The following is a 21101-nucleotide window of genomic DNA, read 5'->3' on the forward strand; positions in this document are numbered from 1 at the left end:
GCAAATACTGCACTGGGAGAAATAACCATGTTTTATAAAATTAAAGAAGTATCGATCTACCCTATTACGGTGGTGCTTTTAGTGCTACTTACGAGTACAACGCATGTCTCGGCCGATCAAGATGAAGAAGCAATAGAGCCTTATGAACTAAAGCAGCGTTTAGAACAACATAAGCGAAAGACCGAGCTTGAACATAGTCTACAGGGCACGCTTTCAGTGATGCCATCTCGCGAGCATATCGATATTGCAGCATTCGAAAACTATGATGAATTTGTTATCACGGTAACTGGTAAGCAAGGTTTTACTAAACAGATTAAGAATACCTACGGCAGCCTCGATATCTACGATTTAGATTTACCCTATGATGGGAAGTACACTTACGAAGTATTAGGTATAAAATATACAAATGAAGAAATAGCCGATGTAATAAATAACGGTAGAGGCGAGAACGCGTCTACAACGATGGCGATTTCTCACAAAATATCAGGGCAATTTGAAATCGTTAATGGGGAGGTGTTGGTACCCAAAGCACTTGAAGAACCCCAGCCTGAAATTTTACCGAAAAAAAATACTAAGACCGCCGATACCTTTTCGTTGTTTGGAGGAAAGCAATAATGAAAGTTAAAAATAAAATATTATCAGTGTCGACAATCGCCACGCTTTCATTTTTAGCAAGCCAATCAACCGCAGACCAGGTGTTTAACGATGAAGTAATCATCGTTGCAAGCTTATGTGTAGGGGTAGATTGTGTAAATGGTGAAAACTTTAATTTTGATACAGTTCGATTAAAAGAAAACAATTTACGAATTAAATTCCAAGATACCAGCAGTACTTCTTCTTTTCCGTCTGTTGACTGGCAGCTAACGGCTAACGATTCTGGTAACGGAGGTCAAAACTATTTTGCGATAGATAACGTAGATTCCAGCCAAACCCCTTTCAAAGTGGCAAGTGGTGCTAAAACTAATGCGTTATATATTGCAGACAGTAGCTTTGTAGGATTGGGAACGTCAGCGCCTTCAGTCAACCTGCACTTGAAAAGTGGCAACTCGCCAGCATTGCGGCTAGAGCAAGATGGCTCGAGTGGCTTTTCGGCTCAAACTTGGGATGTTGCTGGTAATGAGACTAACTTTTTCGTTCGCGATGTGAGCAATGCAAGTCGTATTCCTTTCAAAATAGTGCCCGGTGCACCCTCTAATAGTATCTTTGTCGCTAACGATGGTGACATAGGCTTTGAGACGTCTACCCCTGATGGTATTTTTGATATAGCTCATCCTGCTGACGTCAACGACCATGCCGTGTTGGTAAGTTCAACCGGAAACTTTGGTATAAATGTTGAAAATGGTTTTTTGCCTTCAGCCTTGTTCGATGTACAAACATTTAATGGCCTAAGCGGCCTCGCTGTGAAAAGTGATGGAAGTGTTGGTGTTGGCACAAGCTCTCCAACTGGAAGGTTTGAAGTGATGTCACTTGATGCCAACAGTAGCTACTTTAATATCAGTAACAATGGTGTATCCGAATTCAAAAGCGCTTTTGTTGATAGCAATTCTGTAAGTTGTGCAGGAAGCATACCTTGCGGAGCATTTTCACCTCTTATGACCGTAGAGGATATAAGCAATAGCGGAAGTGGTCGTATGCTCTTAAAGTTGAAGAACAGTGCGCCGTCGTGGCTTGGGTTTGAGAATACGACATCAAATGAGCAATGGTTTATCGCGAACTCGCCGTCAGCTTTAAACTTTGCTTTTGCCGAACTTGATAATGGGGGCTTAACGGTCCCGTTACAGTTGTATAATAACGGTGATGTAAAAATGGCCGGTACTTTATACGCCAACTCAAGTAAATATTTAAAAGAAAATATTTCAGAAGTAAGTTTTAATGAAATTCTTGAGTCAGTTCAGTCATTGCCAGTATATACTTGGAATTATATTGGCAAAGATCAGGAAGCAAGACACATAGGTCCTATGGCTCAAGATTTTTATGAACTATTTGGGCTAGGACGTGACGATGAGCATATCAGTAGCTTAGATGTGAACGGTGTTTCTTTGGCTGCTATCCAAGCCTTATATGCTCGAATAAAAGAGTTGGAGAAGCAGGTTAATTCGCTTAAGAACGAATGAGTTGTACGCTTGTTGGGTATATTGCAATCATTAATTTGTAAACGGAGTGTTTTTTGCAGTTTGATTTAGATAAAGACGGGCTTATTGGGCCGTTTAGCTTAGATAATAAGGAATTAATTGAATATTTTTTATCTGATTTAGAACAGACAGGAAACTATAAGAATATTCATGTTACAAATCCGCTTTGCTTGCGCCTAGTGTCGGATAAGATGATTTCTGAGAGCATTAGTCAGAACATCTTTGGTAATTTAGTTTTATGGCGGACGAACTGTTTCGAAAAAGAAAGAGGATCAAAAGAAATTGGATGGCATCATGATCGGCATTTCGAAGATGGCGATGAGATGTTAGATTTCGCGAATATCAGAAATCATTTTTCTGTTTTAATAGCGCTAAATGATATGGACGAAACCAGTGGTTTAATGGAGTTTGTTTTAGGGTCTCACAAACCGGTTAGCGGCTTTGAGCGTTCCTTGGCACCTTTTCATGCAAAAACGCTTGACGAACATTTCATTGAGTTACCTGAGCATTTATTAGCTAGACGTATACAAGTACCAATGAAAAAAGGGCAATTCCTTATCTTCCACTCGGGAATTATTCATCGAAGCCTTGCCTCAACAAGTGATAATCGGCGCTATTCACTCGCCGCGCGACTGTGTCGTAACTTTAATAACATTCCGCCTGCTTTGGCTTTGCCAACCGATATTTTTCCTTACCCATTCCCTTCTCATCTATCAGATCAACTTCAAGGAAAAGTGATACTAGTTACAGGTGGCTCAAGTGGAATCGGGAAGAGTATTGCAAAGGGGTTGTTGAAAGAACGTGCTCATGTTGTGATAACTGGAAGGAATAGCAGTAAGTTGCAAAACGCTGTTGAAGAGCTTCAACAATTTGCTACTTCTTCTAAAATCATTGGTGTCAATGCAGATGCCTCAAACTTGGAGGAGATGCAGACTCTTTTTCGGGATGTGCGGCATAAGTTCGGCGGAATTGATGTGGTTTTTGTTAACGCAGCTACGAATTCTGTGTCTGGAGGAATATTGGAGGTAGACATTGAACGTTGGCAGAATGAAGTTTCTGATAATATATCTGCCAGCTTTATTACCTCGTCTTTGGCTGCTAAATACATGAGGATGGGGGGGAACTTAATTTTTATTGGATCAGCAATCGGGCATTCCGGTGGGGCTTGTAATTCTGCGTATTCTGTATCGAAAGGAGCTATTCGCGCGCTTAGACTATCTTTGTCAAAAGAGCTGAAGGCAAAATCTATTAATGTTAACGAGTTGATTCCAGGTTCTGTGAGCACAGATATGAATCCGAACGGTGACAAATCACCCGATGAAATTATTGAACTTGCAACAGTCCTAGCAAAACAGAATCTTAAATATGGTGCTAACGGCCAGTGCTTGTCTCTCAAATCAGCACCTTTTTGACGCTGATTATGATTGCACATATCTTCATTTTTGACTTAAAGGTAGGCATTACACGCTTGTGTTAAGCCGATGTGATGATAGTTCAAAAGGTTGCGGTATTGAAATTTACTACAAAAGATTACAGTTTATACAAGTCAGAGAGCTCTTTGAACGCTTGGATATGCTGCATCTGTATCGTTTTCTTTTGTTGTCTTCATAAAGTAGCTGGTGCTCAGGTTATTCTTTCAAAGGATACTATGCCCTACTCAGATGGAGGCTTAGATACGAAACTGAAGCATGTCATCCGCGAGAGCGAAGTGAATACAATCTACACTGATAAAGCACAAGCTGTTGCGAAGATAAACCTAGGTCAGAAACTCTTTTTCGACAAAATACTTAGCGGTAGCCAAGATATCTCATGTGCCACCTGTCACCACCCCACAACAAACTCGGGCGATGATCTTAGCCTCTCTATTGGCGTTGGGGGGCAGGGCATCGGTTATTCAAGAGAACTTGGCGAAACACGCCGGCTAATTCCAAGGAATGCTCCAGAAATATTTAATCGTGGCGCTACGGGATGGCGAACGATGTTCTGGGATGGTCGAGTTGAAATTACCCCAGACGGCAAAATGCTTTCCCCCGCGGATGATAAATTACCAACAGATGTTTTAGAAAATGTGGTGGCAGTGCAAGCCATGTTTCCAGTTACTTCTAGGCAGGAAATGCGTGGCCGAAAGGGGGATGTCGATATAGAAGGCAAGCCCAATAGCTTGGCCGCTATCGGTGATACCGACTTTGAAGAAATGTGGGCCCGCGTAATGGCGCGAATTGTGGCTATTCCAAAGTATATAGAGCTGTTTAAACAAGCATACCCTGAAGTGTCGGTTGAAAAGTTGCACTTTGCGCACGCTGCCAATGCTCTAGCAGCTTTCCAAATACATTCGTTTGCTTTTGAAGATAGCCCGTGGGACGAGTTCTTAAAAGGTAATACCCATACGCTTTCAGAAAAAGCAAAGGAAGGCGCCGTTCTTTTTTATGGTCGCGCAGGCTGTGCTTCATGTCATAGCGGAACATTAATGACAGACCAAAAATACTATAATATTCTTGTTCCGCAGATTGGGCCGGGTCACCGAGATAGTGCAGGTTTTGACATAGGCCGCGCTCGGGAAACAGACAAAAAAGAAGATGCTTTTGCGTTTCGAACTCCACCATTACGTAACGTAGCTAAGACCGGCCCTTACATGCACAACGGTGCCTATACCTCTTTATACGACGTAATTAAGCATCATATTAACCCTCTTGAAATGTTACAAGAATACGATGCATCACAGCTTGATGATGGCCTAGAAAAAACATTTCGGTTGAATACATCGACAATATTAGTAATGTCTCAAACATTTTCATCTGAAGTGAATGTGGTCCCCAGCCTCACTGAACACGAAATTGAGCAATTGATCGCTTTTTTAAACAGTTTAACGTCACCTTCGACAAAGAATTTGTCTCATCTTGTACCCGATTCTGTACCAAGTGGCTTACCGGTCGACCGTTAGCCTTTGATTTCTGGAGAAATGGATGTTCTATATGTTTTTACAACGTAAATTTTTCCTCTTGAGTGTTATCTTTCTTCCTCTTCTTTTAATTGTGACTGATAGCAAAGCAAGCCCTGCAACCTCCATTGCTGCGCCAAATACAATCCACGCGGAACCTTTGATTACTGCTCAGCAAAGCTCAGCAAAACTTTTTACTCGGTTAGAAGAAATCGAGACCGGAATTCAATTCAAGAATAAGCTCTCATTAAAAAATCAACGTAACTTTACGTTTAACGGTGCAGGTTTAGCGTCCGGCGATTTTGATGGTGATGGGGTGGTCGACATTTATTTAGTTACAGAGGAAGGGCAAAGCAAGCTATACCGAAACCTTGGTGGTTTTATATTTGAAGATGTAACTGAGAAAGCGGGGTTAAACCAGGATGAAAATGGGTTCGGGATTGGCGCATACTTTGCGGATATTGATAACGACCGTGATTTAGACTTGTTCCTTACGAACTGGAATAAGTCTAACCAACTTTATCGAAATAATGGTGATGGTACGTTTACGGATATAACCCAAAAAGCAGGGCTAAGTTACAACGGCGGCGCAACGACCGCTACCTTTGCCGATTACGATAGAGATGGCGATTTAGATTTTTTTGTTGCTACCTATCGCGCATCCGACTTGGCTGCTGAAATTGGCACCCCCAAGCTAGAAATGAAAGACGGTAAAATTGTCGTCCCAGACAATCTTAAAAGCGCCATTGAGCTATTTGAAACCCAAAAAGGCTTGAGCGTTCGCCAATTAGGTGAGCCCGATTTACTTTATCGAAATAATGGCGATGGCACTTTTACTGAAGTTGCTGAGGAAGCGGGCATTTCCGGGGGATATTGGGGATTATCAGCTTCGTTCAGTGATGTCGATAACGATGGCTGGCCCGACTTGTACGTGACCAACGATTTTTGGTCTCCAGACACATTTTATCGCAATAATGGAAACGGTACGTTTTCACTTATAGAGGCCAACAAGTTACAGCAAACCCCTATGTTTGCCATGGGGATGGACTTTGGTGACATTAATAACGATGGCTTTATGGAGGTTTTTGTCGGCGATATGTTAAGCAAAGATGCGACATTACGCCTTACGCAGCACGGTTTAATGGATACCACTTTGCCGCCAGATGAGGCTGCCGCGCAGGTTATGCACAATGGGTTGTTTCTTAATAATGGGGATGGCTCATTCAGTGAGATTTCTTGGATGGCTGGCGTGGCGTCGAGCGATTGGACATGGTCTACCAAATTCATAGACGCTGACTTAGACGGCTATGAAGATCTTCTGATAAATAACGGCATGATAGGTGATTTAATGGACAGCGATGTGCTGGCCAATATTAACTTACCCCAGTTTAAAAATGCCCCAGCTTATTACGACGGCTATCCTAAGTTAGCAACGCCCAATGTCGCGTTTCGTAATAATGGGAATCTTACTTTTAGCGACGTCTCCAAAGAGTGGGGCGTTAACCATGAAAGTATTGCTCATGGCGCAACGTTTGCCGATTTTGATAACGATGGCGACCTAGACAAAATCGATAGTTTCATGAATGAGCAGGTAGGTATATATCGCAACAACGCGCAAAATAATAGGTTGTTAATTGAACTAGTTGGTTACCGCTCTAATTCCTTTGGTATTGGTGCAAGGGTAACGGTGACCACACCAGATGGTAAAACACGAACCCGGCAAATGAGCACCTCTGGTGGCTACTTGTCTAGCCATGAGCCTGTTTTAGTTTTCGGCTTAAATAAGCACAGAACAATAAAGCATATTGAAGTGGAATGGCCCTCGGGTCACTATCAAAAATTCAGTTCAGTGGATAACAAGCCTTTGTTAGTAAACCAGAGAATTACTATCGCTGAACCTGATGAGGCAACAAGCGTTCCCCCACCCCAAATGCTAGTAGCCACAAACACGCAATTTACAGAAGTCGGTTTAACTTTGGGCATCGACCGAGCGCATATTGAAGCGAACTTTGATAATAGACAGTACAAAGGCTACGACGATTTCGAAGAGCAACCATTGTTACCAAGGCGGTTGTCGGCAATCGGCCCGGGCGTAGCATGGACGGATATGGATGATGATGGCGATGATGACCTGTATATAGCCGGAGCACATAAGCAGGCGGGTATGGTTTATCAAAATAATGGCGATAAGTTTGAGTCAATTTCAAATCGGTTAACACCTTCAGAATTAGAAGAAATAGCAACGGTATGGCAAGCCAATGGTTCTTTTATTTCTAGTTTCAGTAAGTATGAAACGCCCAATGCGCCTATCGCAGCCATATTAGGTGGTGCTCAAGCTACACAACTCATCGGTAAAGAATCTGGAGGCGCACTGGCGTTAAGCGATATAGACGAGGACGGTGATCTTGATCTTTTCGTCGGTGGCCGAGCATTACCAAACCAGTGGCCTCTGCCAGCTTCAAGCCGCTTATATCGCAACGATGGCAACAACTACACAGACGTTACAGCAGACGTTGCGCCGGGCCTTCTACATCTGGGGCTTGCTACCGGGGCTATGTGGTTAGATATAGATAATGATAGCGATAGCGATTTATTGATTGCTACTGAGTATGGCCCTGTACGCTTATTTGTAAACAATCAAAATAAGTTTGAAGAAAGGACTGCTACGGCAGGCCTAGATAAATGGTATGGCCTTTGGACAGGTATAACTGCAGGCGACTTCAATGAGGATGGTTATATGGATTTTGCCGCAGCCAACTGGGGGCTGAATACTCGATACAGCGCATCTGAACAGTATCCACTTATGCTGTATGCTGGCAACATTGATGGCGACGGTGATTTAGACATTATTGAAGCTGAATACGTTGATGGTGTATTGCGGCCAATGCGCGAGCGCGGCATGGTTGGCGCTGAAATGCCGTTTGTATACGAAAAGTTTGATACGTTTCGAGCCTATGCAGAGGCGTCGCTGATAGACGTATTCGACGAACGTCTTGAGCAAAATGATGTTATGACACTCTATGCCAATACGCTAGAACATGCTGTTTTCATTAATAACGGTAAGGGCGGCTTTGACAAGAAAGCATTACCCGGCCTAATACAAGCCATGCCTGGGTACGGGATAACCTCTGCAGATTTTAACAACGACGGCCATGAAGATTTATATCTTGTGGGTAATTTTAGTCACAATGATCATGAATTTAGGCAATTTGCTGGTGGTATAAGCTATCTGCTTGAAGGCAATGGTGACGGAACGTTTAATGAAATACCCTCTACCAAAAGTGGATTGTTTGTACCCTATGATGGACGTGGTGTGGCTGTAAGCGACTATGACAAAGACGGTTGGGTCGATATTGCCGTTGGTGTAAACGATGAACGCCCGCTTTTATTTAACAATAATGGGGCAAACGAAAGTTGCGCCATTACGCTTGCACTTACCGGCAAACAGCCTAATCCATTGGCCATTGGTGCCCGTGTAGAAGTAATTAGAGGTAACAAAAGTAAAACAGCACGAGAGATACAGGCGGGAAGTGGATATTTCTCGCAAAACAGTACTGCTCAGTTATTTGGTCTTGGGCGCAATGACGAAGCTACAGTAAAGATTGTTTGGCCAAATGGCGAAGTAACGAAAAAGACTGCGGTTCAATGTGGTTCTTTTAAGGTTACACAGTAAAATTTTAAAAGTTAATGTTTAAGAGAAGAAGAGGAGTCGAAGACAGCACATTATTGACCACTTCTCCGCTTTGAGCATTGTTGAATATGAATTTATGGATGGCATATGTTATCGTTCTTCGCTGGTAAAAGAGCATTACAATACACTCTCGGCTGCCAGCTTTGTTGCTCAGCATTATACTAATAGGGTTTACAAGGCATGGCGTTTATGCAGAAGTGAGGCTGACAAGGAAGCGTTGTTTAAGTTGTGCTACTTAGTGAAGTTTGGCGGAGCGGTATTATCAAACAACACCAAAATTACTAAGTCGCTTATTCAAATAATGCTCAAGCCCCCAAGTTCTCTAGTGCTAGGAAAGGGGTATATGGGGATAGGCTCAAAAGTTGTCTTTGCTATGCCAAACCACCCCTTGTTAGTGGCAATTCTCAACTACGCTATTCAAAATCTACTGAATAGAAGTAGATTGCCAAGCTTATATACCACGGGTAGTTTGTGCTGGGCCAAAATGTACTGCGAATATGCATCTGTAATGCAAAAGCGGGGCACACCTCTAGATGTGCGAGTTTTAAGTGCAAGAGAAGTTGAGGCGCTATCTATCTAGCTTAAAGGAAGCTGGTGTAGGTAAAGTTGTGAAAACCTTTATCTATCACTTCATAAGTTCTCTCACTCTAACCGTGTTAGCCCACTTTGATGCCTCAAAGCGGGCTAACGCGAGCAAAACTAAAAGTTTCCGTTCTCTACTTCTTCGGTTGCAAAGTGCTCTATGTCTAAAGGAAGGGCTGTGCTGGAAGAGTCAATACGTTGCTCTGTTCCTGTACCGTACTGTTGAATAATAGCGGCTTTTTCCATTTTCGACATAATGGGTGACGCAGTAAATACGTCTGTTGCATAACTGCCAAAGCCTTTTCGTAATATCTGGTTATATCTAGTACTAAGCACATAAATCCCTGAAGCGCTATCTCGTCTAACTGCTATGTCCGTTATTCCGTCACCATCGTAATCTTCAACGACAGGTATATCTGTTGGTTGGGAACCAAAAAACGTGCGATAAATTTTACCGGTTGATGAATGCTTTATAAAAAAGCTTCCTATACTTGGACGCCTGACCGCGATGTCGTCTATACCGTCGCCATCAAAGTCACCATGTACCGGAATATCTTCTTCTTTTGAGCCAAAATAGATCTCGGTGTAATCGCCGCCTTTGTCGCTAGCGTGTGAGTAGCCGTCAGATTTGTACAGATACCATACACCTGTGGCTGGATTTCGGTAGCCAATATCATCAATACCATCACCGTCAAAGTCAGCTACTGTAGGAATAAAACCGCTGCTAAATCGCGTTGCCTTTCGCAGCACCTCACCAGTTCCTGTGAACTTAATAAGCCAGTGACCAGTGCTAGGCCTTGCAATCGCGATGTCAGTTAACCCGTCACCGTCGTAATCTGCAGGTACGGGGATATCTCCATCTTGATTGCCGAAATACGTTTGTTCTTTCATAACTCCTGACAAAGTAGCCAGAGTCCAAATATGGCTTTCTTGGGAATAAAGTAAGATGTCGGGGGTATCATTGCCATCTAAAAACGCCATAAAAGGCACAACGCTGTTATCGGTGCTATTAATAAGGTGACGCTCTATTCCGTTGCCGAGTATGGGCGATGTCACTAAGCTTCGTGTTGAGCCGTGCCTGTAAAAAACCAAATCTGCATTTTTAAAACCGCTGATGTTATGATTAGAAGAGCGCGTTATATTATTTTGCGAACCCAGTACCAGTGTCAGTGATGCGGAATCAGGATGAGCTCTGTATTGATTTTCAGCACCAACTATTCGAAGTGCTATGTATTGAAGTGAGTTATGATGCTCGGCTCGTCCTTCGATTCCAGTAACGTTTAAATAAAATTCTTTTTCAGTTTCGCCTGGTTCGAACTCAATGAATGCCGGTGGATTATTAATGTAACGGAGCGCTCCGGGTGTAAGTTCATCCCACTCTAATTTTACAGTAAGGGCTTCATAGGTGTTATTCTCGCGATGAAGCTTCACAATATAGTTGTCGTCAGAAACAAGGTAGCGATAATCCTCGTCAAAGAATATTACGGGTAATTCCTGATATATTATAAAGATTTTACTTTGTAACATCTTCGTAATTGTTATGTTGGCAGTAGCATGATACTCAAACCCTCCCTTTCCCTCTATTCGTACTTTGAAGTCTTTGTCTTCACTTTCATATGCTCCAAATAAGGAGGTGGGAATTTCTAAAATTTTGAATCGCTCTCCAGGTTGAAAGGTTACCGTCTCTTCTACAGGAATATAGTCTGTATAACTAATCGCGCTGCCATCTTCTGTACGTATGAGCAAGTCTAAACTGCCAGATATACTCCCTTCGCGTACCAAGCCAATTTGGGCTGTATCACCTTCAACGACAGGGGCGAATTCTCCTACTAGTTCAACTGTGTTCCCTGCTAAGCCTGCGTTGTCTGTGGGGTCTGTACCATCCTCTATTTCCTTTCTATTAGGGATTTTGTCGCCGTCAAAATCTTCATTTTCAGTCTCTTCGTTACATAAATAATCATCGATAAAAAAATTTCTCCATGCGCGGTTTGGGTCATGTTTTAAATAGTCGATCTGCCAACAATACGGCTTATTATCGAAGTAACTAGACCTGTAAAAGAAATGAATATTTTTTAAAAATGGTAGGCGAAATAAGCTGGATATGTCTTTAATTTCTGGCGATGTGCTTATGGATAACGTAGTCAACCGTGGCATGGTTTTAACAAAGTCGATATTGTCTTGCTGAATATTATTTAGCCACAATTCTTCAAGCGTAGGTAAGGAAGGCCAGTTTTCAGAGCTTACGTTTTCGCTGTTTTCAATAACAAGGGTGTGCAGTAATGGTAAGCTAGTTAATACTCCTAAAGGCGATGAGCCAATATCGCCTAGGCGAAGTGTCATCAAATTAGGTAAGCCCTTTACAAACTCTAAACTGTTGAGCTGTGAACCAGTCAAATCTAATCGTTGCAAATTTGGCAGAGGAGGTATAGAGGGGTTTGCAAGGTCATTTCTACCTACATCCAGCACCTCTAGTTGAGTTAATTTGTCTACATTTAGCGAAGATAGTTTACTTCCGTATAGCTTGATTCTCCTCAGGCTAGTCAATTCGCTAATACCACTCATGTCAGAAATTTGGCTAAAGAAGGCTCTTAATTCAGTCAATGACGTAAGCTTGGATAAAGCATCGAGAGAAGTGATGTTTGTTTCATCTAATCTTAGGGTTAAGAGGTTGGGGAAATCTAGCTCCTCATTTGGCAGTCTAAGAGGAGCATTCCCGCTTAAAATAAGTTCTTGTAAACTAGATAAATTAAGTATCCCGCTAATGTCCTCTATTTCGTTATCGCCTAAAGCTAAATTCTTCAAACTTGGGTGGTTAGAAAACACAGGAGCTTTTGTTAAATGAGTGTTCCATAGACTTAAAGCGTATAGTTGAGGTAACGCATCAACAATGTTCTGCGCATCTTCATCAGTTAAGTTGAAGTTTTGTAAACCGAGTACAGACAATCCATTAAGCTTTTTTAAATCTGTAATTCCTTTCAGAGGTGAGATTTCGCTATTCGCGTCATTAATTATGTCTACTTTTAATAAAGAAACAAGGCTACTGAGTTCACTTAAGTCTGAAATATTTGTTTGATGAAGTGTTAACTCCCTTAAACCACTAAAGTGTCTTAAGCCGTTTAAGCTAATGATGCTCGGTATGTGGCAGGTTAGCTCTTTAATTTCTGAGGCATATAAAAGATTGGCTGAAGCATTAATTTTCGACTGCAAACATTGCTTTAGCGCTATGTCTTCAATCAAACCGAGCGCTTCACTAGCGCTAAACTGTGGGTTATTAGTGTTACCTGTGCTTGTTGCTATGCCTGCAATACGGTTGACGGCTTCCACCGCATCACTACCAAAATTGTCTTTAGTATGCTCAACCCCGCAAGGAATGTCTCCGCATTGCAGGTCGGGACTAGAAAATAGAGGAATGAGGGTTGTTTCGTTTGTATCGTAGGCCATTATTGTGTTGAAGCCGTCACTGCTAGGCAACGGTACTCTATAACCCACGCCAAAGTCGAAGTCTGCTCCCACCTCGCCTGCATCTCTTGAGTGGCTGAGCCCTAAATTATGCCCAATTTCGTGAGCGAAAACGTCAGCAGGAGAATGTGTGCCTGTTACGCTGTAATGTCCACGCTTGACGTCAAAAGGGATAAAATGTGGGTAGAGAGTGGATATTCCCCCGCTAGCGAAAGTTAATGGGGTAGTCGGTGCAAAAATAACGGAAACGGCATCAGCTCCTAACTTGTCTCTTTCTTGTGCAATGTTAGTAAATGGCGGTACTTGATAAATTAGATCGTCTATCAATACTTTCATATTGTCATAGCTTACATCAACTTCCATCGTAGCAAGTATGTTGACTCTTACATTGATGTCCGATGCGTTGAATACTTCGTTGGTGTAGGTGGTGCGATGATCGATAAACCCTTGGGGGTCATTGTTCATATCTTCAAGTGAATTGCTGGTGTAAAGCATAAGAAGGTCAAAAATGGGTATGTCTGACTCAATGTTGTTAGTAATCGCCTCTGGCGCAATCTTGGCAGGTGTTTGTATGTTCGAACTAGGCGATAGAATATGATGTTTAGAAAGACCTTCTCGGGTAGGGTCTCTCTGTACCACATCGGTAGTTAGCGCAATGGGACTATTAGCGTTAGCCAACGCAAGAGGTTCATTTTTTATTAAAGAAACACTATTCCAATTGCCGGATGCGCTGTATTGGCCACCTGGTAGAGACAGCGTCATAAACACGCTTTTGTCAGTTATGGTTATGGTTGATAAAAGAGAAACACCTTTCCAAGTGCTACGTAATACCAGCGTTTCTGACCCGAATTGACCAGTTACTTTCTTCTCGATGGTTGCGTTTTGCGAGTAATTCGGCAGATTTAAAAGCAAAGTATCGCCTTCAACACTGCTGCTAAGCTGAGAAGCGTCTATTGATAATAGATTACCTTTAATAGAATGTTTGGCAGTATCGGCCATCGGTTCGGTATGAGCAGATGTGCTAAATACCGAGGGTGGCTCAATGGGTAATTGAAAAAGCGATAGTGCGTCTTGTGAAAAAGCTGAGCAATGAACGAAAAATAAACTGGCTGCGGCAAGTGCCATTTTCATCGTGGTACATCCTTATACTGAAACTGTCTGATACTTTTCGATGTTTGAGTATAATGGATGTTTTAAAAAATGACAGCAATCGAGTAGTGGCCCGACGTCTTCATCTACATCTTTTAGATCGCGATACTTAATATCCCTCAGTCTTGTCATAAAAAGTGTTTAAAGTAATTCAGTGTTTGATTAATAAAACTGAATTATTGATAATTGATGTAACTTTAGGGAATTGGCAAGTGAATACAATGAAAACAGTTTTTGTTGCAGGTCACCGTGGAATGGTCGGCGCTGCTATAGTAAAACAACTTGAGGCGCGAAATGATGTAAATCTTATCACGCGCACTCGCGCAGAGTTAGATTTAACCAATCAGTCAGCCGTTGCTGATTTTTTTGCATCTAATGATATTGATGAGGTGTATTTAGCTGCCGCAAAAGTGGGCGGAATACATGCAAATAATACTTACCCTGCTGAGTTTATTTATGAAAACTTGATGATAGAAGCGAATATCATCAATGCTGCTCACTTCAATAATGTGCAAAAGCTTCTGTTTTTGGGCTCGAGCTGTATTTACCCAAAATTTGCTGAACAGCCGATGACCGAAACCGCCTTACTTACAGGTGTGTTAGAGGAAACTAACGAACCTTATGCTATTGCTAAAATAGCGGGCATTAAATTATGTGAAAGCTATAACCGCCAGTATGGTCGAGACTATCGCTCTGTAATGCCAACCAATTTATATGGGCCTAATGATAATTTTCATCCAGAAAACTCACACGTTATTCCAGCATTGCTACGTCGTTTCCATGAAGCAGCGCAGCGTGGTGACAGTGAAGTAGTGGCTTGGGGAAGTGGTAAGCCAATGCGAGAGTTTTTGCATGTTGACGATATGGCTGCAGCTAGTGTTCACGTAATGGAGCTAGATTGCGAAACTTATCAAGCCAATACACAACCGATGCTTAGTCATATTAATGTAGGCACTGGAGAAGACTGCACTATTCGCGAATTGGTTGAAACTGTTGCGAAAGTTACCGGGTTCAATGGCAACATTGTGTGGGATACAACCAAACCTGACGGTACGCCGAGAAAGTTAATGGACGTGTCAAGGCTTCATGCTCTTGGCTGGAAGCACACTCATGATCTAGAAAGCGGTTTGATTAACGCCTACAAGTGGTTTCTTGATAACCAAGACAATTTCCGAGGGCTGTAGAGAATAATGGCGTTTTTGGATAAGGAAGTATTTACTACGGTTATTGATAGTACGCCGCTTGTATCTATAGATTTGGTCGTAGAAAACGAACACGATGAGATACTTTTAGGCCGTCGTACTAACAGGCCTGCGAAAGGTTATTGGTTCGTACCTGGCGGTCGTATTCTTAAAAACGAAAAGTTATCAAATGCTTTTCAGCGCCTTACTCTTCATGAGCTTGGGAAAAGTTTTCAAATTGAAGACGCTCAGTTTTTAGGGCCTTATGAGCATTTTTACGATGACAGCGTGTTTAGCGAAGAAATATCCACACACTACGTCGTATTGGGTTATAGACTTTCGGTGCGCTCTACTGAACTTAAACTTCCTCTAGAACAGCATAATGCTTACGAGTGGTTCACAAAAGAATCACTGTTAAGTTCAGATTCGGTGCACCGTCACAGTAAGTGGTATTTAGACCGCACGGCGGTGTAAAAGTTAAACGTCCTCTAAATAGGCGCTTTTGCTGATGGTGCACGACACCTGCACCGTGTTATTCTCTGCAATTATTTGTTCTTATTACGCTCTATAGGGTTAGGAAGTATGTCAAAACAACAGGAAAAGCAGTTTTTAGCTGCTTTGGAGCAACAATTCACTCAACATTATTCGAATCGCTTAAGTGAAGCTAACAATAGTATACAAGAGAATTCACGTTGTTTGGCTGAGCTAGCCGCAAAGATTAGTGTTATCGAAGCACTTTTGCTTGAAGAAAGAGAAATAAAAGTTACTGATGATATTCAGCTTTTAGCGTCCACACTCCACTTAGACGCAGAAAATTTTGCTCCAAACGAAAATTTACTCGATTTAGAATTTCACAATGGCAAGGCTTTTCACTGGACAGGCGAAAACCCACGTATAGACTTCCCTCTGCTTATCTCACGAGAAGACGAAAAGAGTGTAACTATTTCAATAGTGGCAGTTGTAAAGTCTGAATACATTCAGCAACTGTCAATATTTGCTGATGGTATGCCTTTAAAGTTCGTCGCTAAAGATGAAGAGGGTGTTATAAAGTTAGTGGCGACACTTCCTGCTGAACTTGGCAAAAAAACAGCGACAATGCTTAGTGTTTTACTGCCTGATACGGCCAGTCCAGCAGAGCTTGGTACTAGCACGGACACCCGCAAAATGGGCATCGCTATCCAAAGTATTTCCGTAGGAAAAGCGGTTAAGAAACGCTTCAAGTTTGGTAAGTAGTGTTCAGTGAAGTCTAAGCAAGGAAAGCGCAGATTACGCGTAGGCTTGGTGCACAACTGGCCTGGAGCGCGTAATTCTGAGTTAGATATTATTTTACGTATTATCCCAATTTTGCAGAACTTGGGGCACGTGGGTGTAATTATCGACCCTATGGGGCAAGAACTCGATGTCAACGGTGATCGAATAGTGCCAGAGAAAGCGTTCGATAGCTTTGACTTGGTACTCAATTTACATTACCTCAACCCAAAGTTGCTAAGCGGTTTGTCTTATACCGTGAACTGGAACCCACTGACATACATAACTGACAATCCGATAACAAAGCAACCTTTACCAATAAAGCAATTTAACTTTGTAGCAGACGCATTTCGAAGCCATGATAGAGTCCTATCAGCGGGGTCGGACGTTGTTGATAACTACGTAAATGCACTTCGAAATGGAATGCAGCCAAACGGTCTCGCCGCTTCCAAATTATCTTTCCACACAACGATTGCTACACCAGAAAACGTAGATATAACTAACGTTAGCCATCAAAAAGCTAAAGTGTTTTACATAGGCGTGAATTGGGAAAAGCTTTCTCAGAGCAAAGAAAAAGTGGTGCGCCACGACGGCTTATTTGAAACACTTGATGCATCGGGCGAATTTGTTTTTTACGGTCTTAGGGAGCAGTATGGGATCTCGTTATGGGAAGGTATAAAAAACTACAAAGGTGAGCTGCCTTTCGATGGTGGTAAAAGCATAGTCGACGTATCGCGCCAGTGTGGAATAACCTTGGTACTCTCTTCTGAGCAACACAGAGAAAGCGGCCTTGTTTCAACTCGTGTTTTCCAGGCTTGTGCCGCTGGTACTGTTATTATCAGCGACAAAAATCCATTTTTAGAGAAACATTTTTCCGATTGCGTGTACTTTTTTGAATATGGCGCAACGCCTCAAGATACCGCTGCTAATATACTAGCAGTGGTAAACGAAGTAAAAAGTAACTGGGACCAAGCTATCGCTAATGCAAAGGTATGCCAACAGCGCTTTTTGCAAAAGTTTGCGTTAGAAAAAGAAATAAATGAAATTTGTACTCAAGCGTTAAACGATTTTGACGTAAAGCAATCCCTTATTGCTGATTTCGAAACGTCGACGACTGTTTCTGTAATTGTTGATGCCAGAAAGATGAGTTTGGATGAACTGAGCTTTGCTTATGAGCAGTTTGCTCGACAAAGTGTTCGGCCTTCTGAGATTGTGCTTATTTATGGTATCAAACAAAGAGAAAGCGTTAGCCAATGGTTAGCAAGGCAAAAGCAGGGGTTGCAAACTCGATTAATGGTAAGTGACAGCAAACTTGGGGCTTTTATCAAAGAACATCTTGATACTTTTCACTCTCATCTAATGTTTTACGTTGTAAATAGTAAATGGGCGAAAGATCACATATACAATTTAATGTTGTGCTCAAGTCAAGATTCACCAATTATTTACGCCCCCACCTTTGTTGAGTATGAGAGTTTGCTTTCTGCTCACGAAACATCTGAGTTTTGCATTAAAGGCTTAGACGGTGGAATGAGTAGAATAGATGAAAACGTGCTTCAAAGATTTGGTATTACATCATTCAACAACGCGAACTTTCTAATTAAGACGCAATGCATAGTAGCTAATGATGAACTTTTGAAAATAATGCAGTATTTCAGCTTAGGTGTTGTTTTTATTATTGCATATGAACACTGGCGGAAAACTTCAATACTTCCCAAATTATCTCATGCTGTATCAAGCAAATGGTGCACGAAAGAAGAGTATGGAGATTTAACTTTCAATCAATACAGTGCGGCTAAAGTTCCATCTGATTTGTATAGAGACAGAAATTTTTTTAGTGCAATTTATAGCGAAGTTAATCCATTCGTATCAGAACGTACCGCTGCCTGGGAGTTACAACAGCAGCAGCAATTAGCTAGGCATGATGTTTCATCTGAATATGAAATTGATGCTATGAGGGCTAGTTTAGGAGGGGTTAGTAGCGATGTGTCTGGGCTCACTGAAAAATTTGACTCTGGAGATTTTAGTCGTCAGTTTTCATTATTTGTTTATTTGAAACACCTTCTTCGAAATAGGCCATTAGCGTTGAATGTAATTTCTAAATTACACGGGCTGTTGGCAAAAGCCTTAAAAATTTAAGTATATAACGGTATTATGACAACACAATTTGAGTTAACTACATCAGCAGGCAAGCCGTATAACATAGTGCTGCCGCCCTCCAAACCAAACTTTTCCAGTAAGTTCGTATTTTCCTTTGCAAAGTCTGGTAGTACTTTACTGAACGACTTACTCTTTACCTATTGTCCTCAGATGAACGTGCCTGTTGTTTCGGTTTTTGATCAGGCTTTTTCTCAGGGATTAACCACCGCAGAAGTTCGTTCTGAGTCTTCTGATGTCTTTAAAAATTCTGGGTACGTTTTTTCTGGTTTTAGACACTTTCCAAACTTTGACTTAGATGTAGGAGACAACAAATGTATTTTGTTGGTCAGAGATCCGAGAGATATGGTGGTATCGATGTACTATTCAGTTGCGAAAAGCCATGTTATTCCGGAAGGTAATGAGTCTCTTCGAAAAAACAGAGAAGAAGCACTTCAAAAGGAAATTGATGAATTTGTATTAGATAAAATGCACAGTTACGTCGGTCAATTCAAAACGTATAAAGAAAAGCTGGCAGGAAAACAGGTAAAAGTTTATCGCTACGAAGATGTTATTTATGACAAAACTACATGGTTAGGTGACGTATTAGATTACCTAGAAATAGATAAGTCACCAGCACTTTTGAAAAGCGTAGTTCAACGATTTGATGTGATTCCAGATACCGAAAATGAAACACAACATGTGCGCCAAGTTCATCCAGGCAATTACAAGAAAAAACTGTCAGACTCAGCGATAGAGAAACTTACCGAGAGGGCGAGAGATTTTCTCACTCACTATAATTATTCACTATAACTGTTTAATAAAGCAGAGTCCTAATGAAGGCATTAATAAAGCAGCTTGTGTATCCAAGCTGCATGCGTTTACAGCAGCAATACGTACCAAAGGCATTATCAAAACGTGCGAAAGCAACGTGTGTGTTGGCTACCAGGGGGCCTTTGGTTAGTATTGTTGTCCCTTCATTTAATCAAGCTAGATATCTAGATGCCACTTTGCATTCTATTTTCTCGCAATCATATCCAAATATAGAGGTAATTGTCATAGATGGTGGCTCTACAGATGGCTCTATAAAAATATTAGAGTGTTACGGATCGCGGCTTAAATATTGGGTGAGTGAGCCAGATAATGGTCAAACCCATGCTATAAATAAGGGGTTTGCCCGTGCTTCGGGTGAAGTTCTCGCATGGTTAAATTCCGATGACTTACTTTTGCCCGGGGCGATAGCGCGAGCGGTAGCCAGTCTCTCCGCAAATGAGCAAACAGACGTTGTTTATGGAGATAGGGTAATTATCAATGAAGATAGTTGGGACATTGGAGTATGGCGCACTTGGCACGCCCATGATTCTGTTCTAGCTTTCGCCGACTTTATCCCTCAGGAAACGCTGTTCTGGCGCAGGTCGATTTGGGACAAAGTGGGTGCTTCACTGGATGAAAACTTTCAATTCGCCATGGATTGGGACCTTTTACTTCGATTTAAAGCGGCTAACGCAAACTTCAAAAAGCTCGATGCATTTCAAGGGGCTTTCAGATTTCATCCTGAACAAAAAACTGTTTGCGCTATTGGAAGCGTTGGATTTAATGAAATGGAGTTACTTAGAGAACGTTGTGCAAAGCAAGATGGACTAGAAAATTACAACAAACAAAAAATGCACAGAGAAGTACTCAAGTTCATGCTCACTACTCGTTGGCGTGAGCTTACCGCGTGACAGTGTCCACTAAACCACCGTTAGTAACCGTTGTTGTCCCGTCTTTTAATCAAGGCAAGTTTTTGGAACGTGCCTTACAGTCTGTTATTCAGCAAGACGTCCCAAAAGAAATCATTGTGATGGATGGTGGCTCTAGTGATGAATCGGTCGGTATTATAAAGCAATACCAACAACATATAACGTATTGGCAAAGCAAAAAAGATGGTGGTCAGGCTAACGCGATAAATACAGGCATGGCTTATGGAAGTGCTCCGTTTGTATGCTGGCTTAATTCTGACGATATGTTTATGCCAAATGGTTTAGCGAGGCTTGTTTCAGAGCTTAACAGCGATTTTGATGCACCTGCAGTTTACGGCAAATGTTGGCATATTGATGAGCAAGATAAAAAGGTTGCTCCGTATTTGTCGTTTCAATTCAACAAAGTGTTGTTAGCGAATTATTGTTTTATTGCGCAGCCAGCAACATTAATCAGAAGAGAGTGCTGGGAAGCAGTAGGTGGTCTTAACGAAAGGTTTGACTACGCGATGGATTATGACCTTTGGCTCAGGCTATACAAGCACTATGGAAGGTTAAAGTATGTGCGAACGTTTTGTGCGGCCAATCGTCTACATGGCGATACTAAAACACATAATGGCGTTGAAATGCATTATAAAGAGTCGATGGATGCAGTTAATCAAGCCTTTGGTTATATTCCCATTAAATGGACCGTGGCACTACCTGTTATGCGTGTAGTAAGAAAGCTCGCTTCACTTAGGTACAGGTAAAAAGGTAAATCGAACAATGGACATTGTAGAAGTTGCAAGCTATCCGCAATCTGGTAACAATTGGTTGTGTAATATCATTTTTCAAAATTGTCATCATCAA

Annotated in this window: 14 protein-coding genes; 13 read left to right on the forward strand and 1 reads right to left on the reverse strand. The window is 41.8% G+C overall.

Features of this window, described 5'->3' with window-relative positions; all coding sequences use genetic code 11:
- Positions 1 to 27: 27 nt before the first annotated feature.
- The 6 genes from JC525_RS16955 to JC525_RS16980 all read left to right on the forward strand — a co-directional run bounded on the left by JC525_RS16955 (position 28) and on the right by JC525_RS16980 (position 9341).
- Positions 28 to 615: a hypothetical protein gene (locus JC525_RS16955; RefSeq protein WP_198816888.1), complete on the forward strand. Its 588-nt coding sequence runs from the start codon at positions 28 to 30 to the stop codon at positions 613 to 615.
- Complete coding sequence (locus JC525_RS16960) at positions 615 to 2114, forward strand: tail fiber domain-containing protein (RefSeq protein ID WP_198816891.1); 1500 nt, start codon at positions 615 to 617, stop codon at positions 2112 to 2114. The genes JC525_RS16955 and JC525_RS16960 overlap by 1 nt, the downstream gene beginning before the upstream one ends.
- A 53-nt stretch (positions 2115 to 2167) precedes the next feature.
- Entirely contained in the window at positions 2168 to 3544 is a 1377-nt protein-coding gene (locus tag JC525_RS16965) for an SDR family NAD(P)-dependent oxidoreductase (RefSeq protein ID WP_198816897.1), read from the forward strand.
- Between the two features lie 236 nt (positions 3545 to 3780).
- A complete protein-coding gene (locus tag JC525_RS16970) occupies positions 3781 to 5073 on the forward strand; it encodes a cytochrome-c peroxidase (RefSeq protein WP_198816899.1) in 1293 nt (430 codons plus the stop codon).
- A gap of 31 nt (positions 5074 to 5104) precedes the next feature.
- Complete coding sequence (locus JC525_RS16975) at positions 5105 to 8743, forward strand: FG-GAP-like repeat-containing protein (protein ID WP_198816900.1); 3639 nt, start codon at positions 5105 to 5107, stop codon at positions 8741 to 8743.
- A 94-nt stretch (positions 8744 to 8837) separates the two neighbouring features.
- Positions 8838 to 9341, forward strand: a complete 504-nt coding sequence (locus JC525_RS16980) for a hypothetical protein (protein ID WP_198816901.1) — start codon at positions 8838 to 8840, stop codon at positions 9339 to 9341.
- A 119-nt stretch (positions 9342 to 9460) separates the two neighbouring features.
- Here the strand turns inward: JC525_RS16980 and JC525_RS16985 are convergent, their stop codons facing one another.
- Positions 9461 to 13933 carry a reprolysin-like metallopeptidase gene (locus JC525_RS16985; RefSeq protein WP_198816902.1) on the reverse strand — a complete coding sequence of 1491 codons (4473 nt, stop codon included), beginning with the start codon at positions 13931 to 13933 and terminating at the stop codon, positions 9461 to 9463.
- 239 nt (positions 13934 to 14172) lie between these two features.
- Between JC525_RS16985 and fcl the strand changes: the two genes are divergently transcribed.
- From fcl to JC525_RS17020, 7 genes are all read left to right on the forward strand, one after another.
- A complete protein-coding gene (gene fcl / locus JC525_RS16990; RefSeq protein ID WP_198816903.1) occupies positions 14173 to 15135 on the forward strand; it encodes a GDP-L-fucose synthase in 963 nt (320 codons plus the stop codon).
- 6 nt (positions 15136 to 15141) lie between these two features.
- Positions 15142 to 15606, forward strand: coding sequence for a GDP-mannose mannosyl hydrolase (locus JC525_RS16995; protein ID WP_198816905.1), 465 nt, complete (start codon positions 15142 to 15144; stop codon positions 15604 to 15606).
- Between the two features lie 108 nt (positions 15607 to 15714).
- On the forward strand, positions 15715 to 16365 hold the full coding sequence (locus tag JC525_RS17000) for a hypothetical protein (protein WP_198816906.1): 651 nt from the start codon (positions 15715 to 15717) through the stop codon (positions 16363 to 16365).
- Positions 16366 to 16371: 6 nt separating this feature from the next.
- Positions 16372 to 18516, forward strand: coding sequence for a glycosyltransferase family protein (locus JC525_RS17005; RefSeq protein ID WP_198816907.1), 2145 nt, complete (start codon positions 16372 to 16374; stop codon positions 18514 to 18516).
- Positions 18517 to 18531: 15 nt separating this feature from the next.
- Positions 18532 to 19326 (forward strand): sulfotransferase domain-containing protein, encoded by a 795-nt coding sequence (locus JC525_RS17010; RefSeq protein WP_198816908.1) that lies wholly within the window; start codon positions 18532 to 18534, stop codon positions 19324 to 19326.
- A gap of 23 nt (positions 19327 to 19349) precedes the next feature.
- Positions 19350 to 20237, forward strand: coding sequence for a glycosyltransferase family 2 protein (locus JC525_RS17015; RefSeq protein ID WP_198816909.1), 888 nt, complete (start codon positions 19350 to 19352; stop codon positions 20235 to 20237).
- Positions 20234 to 21001, forward strand: a complete 768-nt coding sequence (locus JC525_RS17020; protein WP_198816910.1) for a glycosyltransferase family 2 protein — start codon at positions 20234 to 20236, stop codon at positions 20999 to 21001. The genes JC525_RS17015 and JC525_RS17020 overlap by 4 nt, the downstream gene beginning before the upstream one ends.
- Positions 21002 to 21101 lie beyond the last annotated feature (100 nt).

Origin of the sequence: Alteromonas sp. IB21 (assembly GCF_016405965.1) — a bacterium.
GTDB lineage: Bacteria > Pseudomonadota > Gammaproteobacteria > Enterobacterales > Alteromonadaceae > Alteromonas.